General features: G+C 43.9%; 15 protein-coding genes. 10 read left to right on the top strand and 5 right to left on the bottom strand.

The annotated features are described in order from the left end of the window. The first annotated feature begins 204 nt into the window (after positions 1 to 204). Positions 205 to 786, top strand: coding sequence for a Uma2 family endonuclease (locus JGK20_RS01605; RefSeq protein ID WP_293193930.1), 582 nt, complete (start codon positions 205 to 207; stop codon positions 784 to 786). A 75-nt stretch (positions 787 to 861) separates the two neighbouring features. On the opposite strand, the gene JGK20_RS01600 is transcribed toward JGK20_RS01605, so the two are convergent. Beyond that, positions 862 to 2232 (bottom strand): ATP-binding protein, encoded by a 1371-nt coding sequence (locus JGK20_RS01600; protein WP_293218399.1) that lies wholly within the window; start codon positions 2230 to 2232, stop codon positions 862 to 864. 300 nt (positions 2233 to 2532) lie between these two features. On the opposite strand from JGK20_RS01600, the gene JGK20_RS01595 reads away from it, so the two are divergent. Next, positions 2533 to 3411, top strand: coding sequence for a hypothetical protein (locus tag JGK20_RS01595; RefSeq protein WP_293180785.1), 879 nt, complete (start codon positions 2533 to 2535; stop codon positions 3409 to 3411). A 102-nt stretch (positions 3412 to 3513) separates the two neighbouring features. On the opposite strand, the gene JGK20_RS01590 is transcribed toward JGK20_RS01595, so the two are convergent. The 3 genes from JGK20_RS01590 to JGK20_RS01580 form a co-directional block, all read right to left on the bottom strand. After that, positions 3514 to 3909, bottom strand: a complete 396-nt coding sequence (locus tag JGK20_RS01590; RefSeq protein WP_293180782.1) for an ACP S-malonyltransferase — start codon at positions 3907 to 3909, stop codon at positions 3514 to 3516. Then, the gene (locus tag JGK20_RS01585; RefSeq protein WP_293180779.1) at positions 3906 to 4280 is read right to left on the bottom strand and encodes a DUF433 domain-containing protein; all 375 of its coding nucleotides are present in this window, start codon (positions 4278 to 4280) and stop codon (positions 3906 to 3908) included. The genes JGK20_RS01590 and JGK20_RS01585 overlap by 4 nt, the downstream gene beginning before the upstream one ends. Positions 4281 to 4438: 158 nt before the next feature. Beyond that, on the bottom strand, positions 4439 to 4960 hold the full coding sequence (locus JGK20_RS01580) for a hypothetical protein (protein WP_293229020.1): 522 nt from the start codon (positions 4958 to 4960) through the stop codon (positions 4439 to 4441). 267 nt (positions 4961 to 5227) lie between these two features. On the opposite strand from JGK20_RS01580, the gene JGK20_RS01575 reads away from it, so the two are divergent. Further along, positions 5228 to 5437, top strand: a complete 210-nt coding sequence (locus tag JGK20_RS01575; RefSeq protein ID WP_293180773.1) for a hypothetical protein — start codon at positions 5228 to 5230, stop codon at positions 5435 to 5437. 220 nt (positions 5438 to 5657) lie between these two features. Next, a complete protein-coding gene (locus JGK20_RS01570; protein WP_293229018.1) occupies positions 5658 to 6392 on the top strand; it encodes a calcium-binding protein in 735 nt (244 codons plus the stop codon). A gap of 87 nt (positions 6393 to 6479) precedes the next feature. Here JGK20_RS01570 and JGK20_RS01565 read toward each other — a convergent pair whose 3' ends face one another. Beyond that, entirely contained in the window at positions 6480 to 6695 is a 216-nt protein-coding gene (locus tag JGK20_RS01565; protein WP_293180767.1) for a hypothetical protein, read from the bottom strand. An 84-nt stretch (positions 6696 to 6779) separates the two neighbouring features. On the opposite strand from JGK20_RS01565, the gene truB reads away from it, so the two are divergent. From truB to JGK20_RS01535, 6 genes are all read left to right on the top strand, one after another. After that, positions 6780 to 7718 carry a tRNA pseudouridine(55) synthase TruB gene (gene truB / locus JGK20_RS01560; RefSeq protein WP_293229015.1) on the top strand — a complete coding sequence of 313 codons (939 nt, stop codon included), beginning with the start codon at positions 6780 to 6782 and terminating at the stop codon, positions 7716 to 7718. 17 nt (positions 7719 to 7735) lie between these two features. Then, positions 7736 to 8155: an NAD(P)-binding domain-containing protein gene (locus JGK20_RS01555; RefSeq protein WP_293180761.1), complete on the top strand. Its 420-nt coding sequence runs from the start codon at positions 7736 to 7738 to the stop codon at positions 8153 to 8155. Next, positions 8148 to 8378: a hypothetical protein gene (locus tag JGK20_RS01550; RefSeq protein ID WP_293229012.1), complete on the top strand. Its 231-nt coding sequence runs from the start codon at positions 8148 to 8150 to the stop codon at positions 8376 to 8378. Before JGK20_RS01555 ends, JGK20_RS01550 begins: the two co-directional genes overlap by 8 nt. Before the next feature lie 10 nt (positions 8379 to 8388). After that, on the top strand, positions 8389 to 8613 hold the full coding sequence (gene yidD / locus JGK20_RS01545) for a membrane protein insertion efficiency factor YidD (RefSeq protein WP_293180755.1): 225 nt from the start codon (positions 8389 to 8391) through the stop codon (positions 8611 to 8613). Positions 8614 to 9007: 394 nt separating this feature from the next. Next, positions 9008 to 10222 (top strand): response regulator, encoded by a 1215-nt coding sequence (locus tag JGK20_RS01540; protein ID WP_293180752.1) that lies wholly within the window; start codon positions 9008 to 9010, stop codon positions 10220 to 10222. Between the two features lie 204 nt (positions 10223 to 10426). Beyond that, the gene (locus tag JGK20_RS01535) at positions 10427 to 11425 is read left to right on the top strand and encodes a glycosyltransferase (RefSeq protein ID WP_293229023.1); all 999 of its coding nucleotides are present in this window, start codon (positions 10427 to 10429) and stop codon (positions 11423 to 11425) included. Positions 11426 to 11511: the final 86 nt, after the last annotated feature.

Here is an 11511-nt window from a genome sequence, read left to right as displayed (position 1 = left end):
TCTTTTTCCCTCTGCCTCATCATAGTTTTTTTCCACGATTGTGGGATGTTTGGTTTCACCCTTTTTTAATTCGCCAACAGTCTCTTGAAACCGCGTCTACACAAACAAAGTCTGCCTCCGCAGACTAAAGAATAGAATATTAAGATAGACTCCAAGTTTTGGAAGTCGTATATTATGGAAGAGCGATCGTAAAAGGTAAGTCAAATGGTTGTCGCAATTTCTAAAGCAGGATTGGGTACAGGTGCGACTTTTCTGTCAAACGTGACATGGGAGACTCTGGAAAAGTTGGATGCAGATTTGGCAGACATTGGGGCGCGTTTAACTTATTTGGATGGGTGTTTAGAAATTATCGGTTCTTTTTCTGATGCTCATGAAGAACCTAAAAATACTTTAGGTCAGGTTTTAGAAATGTATATGCGGACGAAAGACATTCGTTTCTATGGGCGCGGTAGTACAACTATCGGGATGAAGGAGTTGGGTGCACGGAAAGAACCAGATGAGTCTTATTGTTTGGGTACGCGCAAGTCGGTTCCAGATTTGGCGATCGAGGTGACAGTGACAAGTGGTGGAATTGATACGCTGGAAATCTATCGTCGGGTGGGTGTGCAGGAGGTTTGGTTCTGGGAGGATGGGGTAATTTCGGTTTATTGTTTGCGCTCTACGGGGTATGAGTTGGTTAGTAAGAGTGAACTTTTGCCGGAGTTGGATTTGCGATCGATCGAGTTTTATTCGCGGATGGCGGATCAATATGATGCGGTGAATGCTTTTGTGCGATCGATGATTTAACAAACCCGGCGGTTGAAACCGCGTCTACAAAAACAAAGTCTGCCTCCGCAGACTAAGAAATAAATGGGTGGAATGTTACTTGGATTGAATATATTCTTTAAATACAGGATTAATCTGAAATTGCGATCGCCCTCCTACTAACATTTTTTGCACTAAGCCACGCCGCGCTAAAGATTGTATGGCTTGCCACAATTGCGATCGGGATAATTCACTATCTGCTGGTGCGTGGGAAATATCTACCGCATCATCTTGACTTGCTAACCAGTAGAACGCCTTTTTTTCCGAGTCTGATAAACGCTCTAGGTGAGATTCTAAAAGGGGTTCTAAGTCACCTAAAAATAAATCTGTTCCATCCGCTAAAAACAGGGAAACGCTACCATCAAATAATTCCCAAATTGTTGCAGCGATGATATTTAGCCAGGAAGGATGTCCTTGATAAAAGGCGATCAAGTCTGACCATTTTTCCTCATCAGCTAATCCTTTTTCTCTGATAATTTCTGCGGCTTGTTCTCCTAAGCCTTTGAGGTGTAATGTTCGTGCGGGTCGGTTTAGTGCTTCTAAAGCAGTAATTTCTCTGGGTTTTTCCCAACTGAGGAGGATTAAACAACTCTGATGAGAGGATGTGGCAATTTGTTTGAAAAATTTGCCGTAATCTTCATAGCCTGTTAAATATTGACCTGCTAATTGACTGCTACTAAAAATATTTTGTACGTCATCAAGGATTACTAAACAGCGAGAGGATCGGAAATAATCGATGATTGTGGGTAATGGGGGTTGTGGCGATCGCCCAAAAAATTGCTTGAGTTCGGTTTGGAGGCTTAAAAGTGTGGGTGTGTTGGTGAGACTTAACCAAATAATATAATCAAATTCGGTTTGAATTTGTTCGATGAGTTTGAGGGCGATCGCGCTTTTGCCAATTCCACTTAAGCCGTAGACGGTAATCAGGCGGGTGTGGGCTTGTAATATCCATTGTTTGAGGGTGGAGAGTTCGGATGTGCGGTTATAAAAGCTTGTTAATTCGGGTGCGTCTGTTAAATCGATGATTGGGGATTGATTTTTATTTTGGGGAGAGTTAGGGGGATTGGGCGATCTGATTTTTGTATCTTCAATAGTTTGTATAAATTGACCCCCGATGTTAATATTATCAATTTGTAATAAACAGTGACCTAATTGGGAAGCTTGAGAAACTCTATACTTTTTCTCTAACTTAGAACGAAAATTTAATTTATTAAGGTCTTCTCCTAATTCCTCACGCAACTTTTCCCATAACTTAGCCGCTTCTTTTTTTACGTGAGATTCACTACAATGGAAGTCTTTAGCGATTTGAGGATATTTTTGTCTTTGCCAAACACCCATCAGTATTGCTTCCTGTATAGGTGTAAGATGTTCTCCAGTTTTGTCAAAAATCGAATTATTCGCCCATTCTACAACATCTTCAACATTCATGGGTCTGGGTTGAGTGCGGTTGAATGTACTATATCCTACTAAATCCTACTTTGTCAACTGAATTGTACCAAATCCTACTAAATTGGTTCGGGATGGTTAGAAAAATTGGGTACTAAATCCGACTCTTTTGAGTTGTCAAAGCTAAAACCGACAAAATATAATCATTGAATAAAAATAAAACACAATCGAATTCAATAAAGTTGAAGTAGTGTTTTATAACCTATATAAATTATTCTGCTCTTGCTCAAGCCCAATTAATGACTTTTCTGAACAATGAGGATAGTCAAGAGAAATAACATTATGAAAAAATTGGCTATTATTGCGACCACACTCGGCTTTTTGTCTCCTCTGTTCTTTTCAGGTACAGCCCAAGCACAATCCCTTGCCTCCAAAAGAGTATGCCTCCAGAGTGGTAAGTATGTAGTCTTCGCTCAACAGCCTGTGTTTTTTGGTGCGTGGAATGTTCAGGGTTTATTGAATTACTGGCTTCCTCCAGAGCTAAGGAAACCAGGTGGAGATATATTACCAGGACAAGGTATTACAAATACGGAACTTTCCCACGAACATATCTTCTTCTGCGATAGTGGTGAGATAGTTGATAACATTGGTTTTGGTCCAGAAGGAAGGTTCAAATACTCCAAAAATTCACTTAACAGTGGGAAAGAACCTAACGGGGGTAACGTAAATAATTTCGTGCCAATCGATCGTGAGAAATATAATCCTAATATTGTGCGTTTAGTTGTGAGCGAGTTCCGTAGAATTCTTCCAGATCGATGTGTACTTCAACCAAGAGATGGTAAATACGAGCTAATCGGAAATAACTGCCAGAACTTCACAGCAAAGATTAGAGAGGAATATTGGCGTAAAATGTTTGTAGGTACATGGAGAGGAAATGGTTACACTTGTGAAAGAGGAGGATTAACAGAAGAAGTACAGATTTCTGTTAGTGGTAATTCTCTAGTTGCCAAAAAGATTATAGGTGATAACTGTGTACCAGCAGGAAATATAACTTTTCAAGGAACAATTCCCCAATCTGTATCAAAGGGTAGTTCTTTTTCTGTCACTTTTAAGACTGGTTGGCCAGATAGACCAGCTTGTTGCTCTGCTGAAAATCAGCTAAGTATTGTAGATGCAAATACATTTACTGCTTGGGGTATTAGGTTTACTAGAATTGATTAATTGAAATTAAATTCAAACTTCATAAGTAGCAGAAGAAGCGCGATCGCAATATCTATTGGTAATCAAATTGCGATCGCACTTCTTCAACAATCTCGACCAACCTCATGGGATGAAAAGCCGACTTACACCCATATAGCCATTAATACCAAGCACAATCTCTATTAGACTCTCAACACAACGTTCTCGATATTCCGAATCATTCAGTAATCTATCAGCATTTCCAATCGTAATCACAGGTAATGAATTAGGAGTATTTTCTTCGCGCATTACTTGTTCCAAAGAATCCTTACCTTTCATACTGCGATTAGCTGTGAGCAAAATCATCTTATTTTCTTGAGCAAGCCGCCAAACTACTCTATCATCGCTATTGATGGGTAATTCCATTTGTGCAAAGGTGACAAAACGAATTGGGATGATATCAAGCCAACCTTGATTAGCAATAGAACCAAAGAAAATTATGGCGTGTCCGTTGAGATTATGATCTATCAAAAAAATCATGCTTTAGCCTCACGTTTTGCCTTAGCCGCTCGAAGTTTTTCCCAAGCCACTTCCGTTCCTGGTTTTGGTGGTTGCGCCGCAATTCGAGCAATCAGATCGCGATTTTTTTCTTCGTAGTATAGTCGCAGTTCCTCAGCTTCCTTAAGAACAATTTGATACTCGGCTTCAACATCAGCGCGATTTGCCTCAATATAAGCTAAAGCTGCGTTAATTTGTTCTTCTGTAAGGTCAAATAATCCTCTGATAAACTTAGGCGGATATTGAGCCGTCACATAGTCCATGATGTCGTAGATAGTGATGCGCGTACCTGCGATGGACAGTCCTCTTTCTGTACGGATAATCGCTGTTTGTTCGTTCGATAGGGTTGTCATTTTTATAGCCTCCTAGAAGTTATTTTTATATGGCAATACGCTTGGGTTGACAAGGTAATTGCTCAGTACGCACCTTACTTAATTGAGAAATGCCATAATCTCTGCGATTGCTTCGCGGGGACAGCAATGACAAATAGCGCTAACCCAAGCCTATTTCTTTATATTGCTCGAAAACTCTGCACAAAATTCAGCCAGCGATCGACTTTATTGCCAGTAATGTCTAAAATTCGGATAGAACGAGTTCTCAATATTGGCGGCCCAGCCTCCTCCTGAGAATATGAAATCGCACTACGCTCTCGTTTGCCTAAACCGTAAGTGTTCGCAATATCTCCAGCCAACTGACAGGTGATTCTGAATGTCCCCATGCTAATTCTGCCATTTCCGGCCCTGTACTCCCAATCTCTAAAGCCAGCCCTAGGGATCTCCTGGCAATCAGCATAGGTCACCTCAAACATCTTAGCAATATGCACGTCATAGAGGCGCAACTGACCCCCATAAGCAGATTTTGTGGTGTCCGTCTCTGACACCGTAAGGGTATAGGTTCCTTCCCCGTGTTGCAGTCTCATCGGAACCTTTGTCTGGGCGATCGCCCCCGGTATCCCCTGAATGACGGTGACAGATCCCCAACTCATAGTAATAGCGGTCAAGCTGGTGAGGAATAATTCTTTCGCGCTTCTCATTTATCTCTTAAAAGCTATAGGCTACTTTTAACATATATTTAATTTTACTATAACTGTAATCTTTAATAAAAATTAAACCAGAAAGAATTGGTTTAAAGCCTGTCCCCGATCGGGAGAAATTAAAATCAGACTATTCATTACTCCAATCCTCGGACTTCCAGGTAGAGGTCGCTGTCCCAGGTCAACTGTCAACTGTCAACTGAATGAAGGTTATACCTAAATTTTATGTATTGAACCAACTGCCAAACTATACGATCGTAACTATTGATGGGCAGATTTATTTCGTCAAAGGCGATCGGCTCGCTCAGCACTGAAATTGGACATCAAGAAATAATCAAACCAGGAGTGAGCCGTTGGTCAGACGCCGCTCCAAATATGCAATTTAAATGCAGAATTGTTTGCCAGCCAACGCTACTTGAATTTATCCTCAAACAAGCAACGCTGCTAACAGATTTTTTACCAGAAATAATTGGTTGAAAGCCTCTCACGAGTGAGGGAGAAATTAAAATCAGACTATTCATTACTCCAATCCTCGGACTTAAGGGTAGAAGTCGCTCTCAAACTGTCAACTGTCAACTGTCAACTGTCAACTGTTGAACACTTCCCCGCCTCAAGACACCTGGTGTTCATAGTAGTTTCTGTAACTTACGCTTTTAGGCTAAGTTAGAATGGCAAATTTCTACCAGTCTTCAAAACCATGCCATCAGCAGTACCAGTTAAGATCGTAATCACAACCCCAACCCCAACCAGCCCGGGTACCAGACCCGGAGGCTCTGCTACCGCTCGCAATGGCACCAGCGGCCCTGACTCCCTCAGCGGTACTGCCGGCGCTGACTTGATCTTCGGTTTGGGAGGCGCTGACACCATTTTAGGTTTGGGGGGAGACGATAGCCTCTACGGCGGTGACGGGGACGACTCAATACAGGGCGACGCTGGTAATGATTTGCTGTTCGGCGGTGCAGCCCGCGACAGCGTTTTGGGCGGCGCGGGCGACGATACTTTCTACGGGGGGAAAGGTGCTGACTCGGTAAGCGGGGATGATGGCAATGATTTGCTGTTTGGCAACCAAGACAACGATACTTTGTTGGGCGGCGCGGGCAATGATACGTTTTTTGGCGGTGCCGGCGATGACTCGCTGTTTGGTGGCCTGGGCGATGATTGTTTGTCGGGCGATCGCGGCAGAGATACTTTAACTGGTGGCGCAGGGAATGATACTTTTGTGATCGGGCGATCGGCAGATGGCGATGTGATTACCGATTTTACTGTTGGTACGGATAAAATTCGCTTGAGAGCCGACCTCACTTTTGCCGAACTCACCATTTCTGCTGGGGCCGGAACCGTGCCGAGTACAATTGTTCAGTTTACAAGTACCAAGGAAACTCTGGCTACTGTATTGGGAGTTACTATCTCTCGGACGGACTTTATTTTTTAATTGGGAATGGGTAATGGGGATTGGTAATTGGTAATTGGTAATTGGTAATTGGGCTTGCAGGTTCTTTTGAGTTTTAAGTTTCAATATTTAACTTTTTAACTCAAAACCGGGAAGCGTTGCGACCAACAAAGTAATCTCAAAACTTTTCTTTTTCCTTCTTTCTTGTTCCTTGTTCCATTTTCCCTCGAATCGATTTTCACTAAATCCGTTACATCTGAGATCTTGCACCAATGTCGATAAGCCCTTGATGAACAGGCAAGATGCCTGTTCCACCAGAAAATTCATCTTTTGTGGAACAGGCATCTTGCCTGTTCTTGAGAATGGTACAAGATGTGAGTTACATCCGTTATACAATCCCTTGCCGAACTTCCTTCTTCCTTCTTACTAATGACTATTGACGGTTTTCTCAATCTCAACAAACCTGCGGGCATGACATCTCACGACTGCGTGGGGCGAGTGCGCCGAATATTGAAACTCAAACGAGTGGGACACGGAGGAACCCTCGATCCGGCTGTGACTGGCGTTTTGCCGATCGCCCTGGGAAGAGCAACCAGACTGCTGCAATTCCTCCAACACCACAAAGCTTACCGAGGTACGATTCGGTTTGGCTTAACTACCGCTACGGACGATTTAGAAGGAGAAATCCTGAATTCTAAACCTGTCCCGGAGTTGAGTTTAGAACAAGTGCAAGCTGCACTGCCGAATTTTATCGGCAAAATAGAACAATTTCCGCCGAGTTTTAGTGCGGTTCAGGTGGGAGGAAAACGGCTTTATGAGTTAGCTAGAAAAGGCGAAACTGTGGAAGTTGCGGCTAGGAATGTTGAGGTGTTTCGGCTGGATATCTTGGATTGGCGGCCCGGCGATTTTCCAGAATTGGATTTGTCGATCGCCTGCGGGGCGGGTACTTACATTCGGGCGATCGCCCGGGATTTGGGCGCACTCTTGAATGCCGGCGGTACTTTGGCTGGTTTGACTCGCACCGAAAGCAGCGGTTTCTCGATCGACCAAAGTCTCACGTTTGAAGAATTAGAAGTGCAATTGCAGGAGAATACATTCAGCCCGATTTTGCCATCGGCGGTTTTGAGACACTTAGGTGCGATCGTCCTTTCTCCTGAATATACCAAACGCTGGTTTCAAGGACAGCGCCTCCCCATTCCCGAAACCGCGATAGAAGCCGAGGAAAGTAGCAACAATCCCCCTGAAAACTTAATAACCAAACCTCCCTATCCCTTGCAAGTTTACGACCCTGATGGTATTTTTTTAGGTATCGGTCAAGTAGCAAACTCCGAAACAAGTACCATATTGTCTCCTCAAATTGTCTTTTAGCTATCCAAGAGGTAAAAATGAAAATAGGTATAATTGGCGCGGGAAATGTTGGCGGAACTCTCGGACGCATTTTAACAGCAAAAGGTCACTCCATTGTATTTGGCGTCAGAGATCCGCAGAGTGCAAAAGTGCAGTCTGCTGTGGAAGCTACAGGAGGAAATGCGCGAGCCGCTAGCGTTGGGGAAGCTGCAAGTCACGGTCAAGTTTCGATCTTAGCTACGCGTTGGAATGGCACGCAAGAGGCGATCGCACAAGCCGGAGATTTGACTGGCAAAATTATCATTGACGCAACTAACCCGATCGAGATGACACCCGCTGGACTTGCTGCTGGACTGACAATCGGATACACTACCTCCGCAGGCGAAGAAATTGCCAAATGGGCGATCGGAGCGCAAGTTGTGAAAGCGTTTAACAACATTGGCGCAAGCTGTGCGTGAAAACTTGCAGTTCGGTTCGCAAACAGCAACTGCTTTTATTTGCGGAGACAATGCAGATGCGAAGAAAATTGTCACCAATCTTGCGGAAGATATCGGATTTGAAGTTGTAGATGCAGGGACACTCAAACAAGCTAGATTGTTGGAACCTTTGGGGATGCTGTGGATTAACCTAGCTTTCAGCGGTATGGGACAACATTTTGCAATTAATTTAATCAAACGCTGAGGTCAAGATTGTGAAAGTATTGCTGATCGGATTAATTCGAGGCTACAAAATGGGGATTTCTCCTTATTTGCCTAACGCCTGTAGATTTCAGCCCACTTGTTCCCAATACGCGATCGAAGCCATAGAAAGATTTGGGGCGGCCCGCGGCGGAGCGATCGCAGTTAAGCGCATTTTGCGCTGTCATCCTTTTCATCCAGGGGGTTACGATCCCGTACCTCCCAAAGATAGTCATTAGTCATTAGTCATTAGTCATTAGTCATGTTTTGCTGTCCCCGCCGAGCGAACGTCCAACGTCCAACGTCATGTTTTGCCAGCGTCTCCCCCGAGCGAACGTCCAACGTCATTAGTTATTAGTCAACTGTCAACGCATCCTTATAGCTAAAACTCCCGAGGGGAATCATACCTTTTTGAGATTTGAGATTTAAGATTTCGGAATACCGGATCAATTAAGGATTTCGATCGCACTTATAGTTGCATTATTTTGGAGAAATTGTATGAATACCCGATCGGGTTAAACTCGCATCAGGTAGTGTGTTTTTTTGAACACAATTCAGTAATATTACTGTTTTTTTCCCAAACTCAGCAGCGATATAATAGGGAAAACAGGAGTACAGGGGATGCGAGTTGATATGTCTGCTACCGCAATCGGGTACAAAATGCTGTCTCATACTTTGGCAGTCCTCAGCCAGAAACAAGCAACGGGAAAACTGCTATTAGAGCAAGGTGAGCAACAGTGGCAACTATACTTTTTTCAGGGTAGTTTGGTTTATGCCACAGGAGGAGCGCACAGAGCGAGGCGCTGGTACAGGGCTATTGGACAACACTGTCGCAACTTTCAAGTGGATCTTAGAGATCTCGAAGCTCGGGAACTGTGGGAATATCAACTGATTCAGCAAGGGCTAGCGGCCAGCGAAATGAGTTTGCAACAAGCTAAGGCGATCGTCCACAGCAGCGTTTCCGAAGTATTCTTTGCTCTGATCGGTCAATCGGGTTTGCGTCGGGAGTGGCGTCCGTCGGAAAAATATTTTTCTAAAGTAATCTCTTCTTTGCTGCTGTCTGTAACGGAAGTAGAACAAATTATGTACTCTACAGAACTAATTTGGCAGAAGTGGAAAGGCATGGGTTTGTGGCTGGTAGAACCAGAACAAGCACCCCTTTTAAAAGCGTCTGCCCAGTTGCAGGAAAATCGATTTAGTTCTAACTCTTTGATAGCTTTGGCTAACGTATTTAACGGCGAGAATACTCTTTGGGATATTGCATTGAAGAAAAAGCAGTGCGTGACAGTCGCAACTCGCGCTTTAGTTAATTACATGAAGCAGGGTTTAGTAAATTTCCGCACAGTACCAGACTTACCGTCGCCTATAGAACAGTGGCGCCTTGCTGCGTCGATGGCTGGGCAGGTTCGCCCTTTGATTGCCTGTATCGATGACAGTCCGACAGTATGCGAATTTTTACAGCAAATTTTATTGCCGGCGGGGTATCGAGTTCTAAAAATTCAAGATCCGATGGATGGAGTGGGCATCATTGCCAAACAAAAGCCTGCTTTAATTTTTATGGACGTGGTAATGCCGAAGACAAACGGCTTTGCTTTGTGTAATTTTTTGCGACAAACACCGAGTTTTCGGGAAACTCCGATCGTGTTTTTGACTGGTAAAGACAGTATAATCGATCGCACGCGAGCCAAACTTACAGGTGCTTCCGATTTTTTGAGCAAGCCGCCCAATCCGGAACAGGTTTTGCAAATAGCTCAGAAGTATTTAAAGGTAAAAGGCGATCGCAACCCTTTAGGAATTCGCCCCCACGATTTACTGAATTCGCGCCAACTTACTTTGGCAAATTCTTGAACCAAATTTATGCTCAAAAAGCATCGCTTATCCGGTGCGTCAGTCTCTGGCGCACCTTAGACGTATTATAATAAAGACGCAACTAGATTTGATAAATAAATCTTTGAGGCGCGAGTGTATAATTTTTCTGGATTTCACAGCCAGGGATTTTAGTAAATCCGCCCAGCCTGTATAGATTCTAATGCTTCGGACTTGATATTCATGATGAGCGATCGAACTCCGCAGGTAAGCGTGGTGATTCCGGCTTACAACTGTGCTGCTTACGTCGGCCAAGCCGTAGATAGCGTGCTGCACCAAACCTATACTGACTGGGAAATTATTGTAGTAGACGACGGTTCCCGAGACGACACCAAATTAGTTTTAGAGCAATATAGCGATCGCATTCGCTACATTTACCAACAAAATCAAGGAGTTTCCATTGCCCGAAATCGCGGCATCGAACTAGCGCAAGGAGAATTCATCGCCTTTCTCGATGCAGATGACTACTTTTTACCCGAGAAATTAGCAGCACAAATTGCTGTATTTAGAGCGCAACCAAATCTAGGAATAGTCCACAGCGGCTGGCGTCAAGTCAACAGCATAGGCGAACCTATCAAAGATGTCAAACCCTGGGAAAACGTCCCTAAATTAGACTTAGAAATGTGGCTGCGGTGGAAACCAGTATTGCCCAGCGCGATGATGTTTCGCCGCCATTGGTTAGAGCGAGCGGGCGGTTTCGATCCTCGATTTCCACCAGCCGAAGATACAGATTTAGCGCTGCGTTTAGCCTTAATGGGATGCGAAACAGAGTGGCTGCGACAAATAACAGTTTGCTACCGCCAGCACGAACAAAGTGCCATGTACAAAGGTTTACCGCAGGCTAAATCCTTGGCGGCGGTAATGGACAATTTTTTTGCGCGGCCCGAAGTGCCGGATAAAATACGTTTGTTGGAAAAGCAAATCAAGTACAGTACGTTGGTTTGGATTGCTTGGTATTTGCACCGCACCGGTCATCCTGTTGAGATGGCAGAATTTTTGCAGCGTTCTTGGAATTATACGCCTTATTTGCCAGTGGAAACAGTAATTAATTGGGCGGAGTGTTTTACGGAATTTTCGCAGGATACTGGCAATGAATTGGATGCAGATTTATTAACTCAATCTCCCGAATGGCAGCAGTTAATGCAGTGGACAATTCTCAGCAGCCATACTACAATAGGTTTGTAGTGAGGACTTTAGTCCTTCTTTCCGAGGACTAAAGTCCTCACTACGAACCTTTTTGTTACCAATTCCACCTCAGATTGGTAAATAAG

Source organism: Microcoleus sp. PH2017_05_CCC_O_A (assembly GCF_020738785.1).
In the GTDB taxonomy this organism is placed as follows: Bacteria; Cyanobacteriota; Cyanobacteriia; order Cyanobacteriales; family Microcoleaceae; genus Microcoleus.
This window is presented reverse-complemented; position numbering and strand designations above follow the sequence as displayed.

Coding starts and splice junctions, on each gene's coding strand:
- JGK20_RS01605 (WP_293193930.1), top strand. CDS start 205: ATGGTTGTCGCAATTTCTAAAGCAGGATTGGGTACAGGTGCGACTTTT.
- JGK20_RS01600 (WP_293218399.1), bottom strand. CDS start 2,232: ATGAATGTTGAAGATGTTGTAGAATGGGCGAATAATTCGATTTTTGAC.
- JGK20_RS01595 (WP_293180785.1), top strand. CDS start 2,533: ATGAAAAAATTGGCTATTATTGCGACCACACTCGGCTTTTTGTCTCCT.
- JGK20_RS01590 (WP_293180782.1), bottom strand. CDS start 3,909: ATGATTTTTTTGATAGATCATAATCTCAACGGACACGCCATAATTTTC.
- JGK20_RS01585 (WP_293180779.1), bottom strand. CDS start 4,280: ATGACAACCCTATCGAACGAACAAACAGCGATTATCCGTACAGAAAGA.
- JGK20_RS01580 (WP_293229020.1), bottom strand. CDS start 4,960: ATGAGAAGCGCGAAAGAATTATTCCTCACCAGCTTGACCGCTATTACT.
- JGK20_RS01575 (WP_293180773.1), top strand. CDS start 5,228: ATGGGCAGATTTATTTCGTCAAAGGCGATCGGCTCGCTCAGCACTGAA.
- JGK20_RS01570 (WP_293229018.1), top strand. CDS start 5,658: ATGCCATCAGCAGTACCAGTTAAGATCGTAATCACAACCCCAACCCCA.
- JGK20_RS01565 (WP_293180767.1), bottom strand. CDS start 6,695: ATGCCTGTTCCACAAAAGATGAATTTTCTGGTGGAACAGGCATCTTGC.
- truB (WP_293229015.1), top strand. CDS start 6,780: ATGACTATTGACGGTTTTCTCAATCTCAACAAACCTGCGGGCATGACA.
- JGK20_RS01555 (WP_293180761.1), top strand. CDS start 7,736: ATGAAAATAGGTATAATTGGCGCGGGAAATGTTGGCGGAACTCTCGGA.
- JGK20_RS01540 (WP_293180752.1), top strand. CDS start 9,008: ATGTCTGCTACCGCAATCGGGTACAAAATGCTGTCTCATACTTTGGCA.
- JGK20_RS01535 (WP_293229023.1), top strand. CDS start 10,427: ATGAGCGATCGAACTCCGCAGGTAAGCGTGGTGATTCCGGCTTACAAC.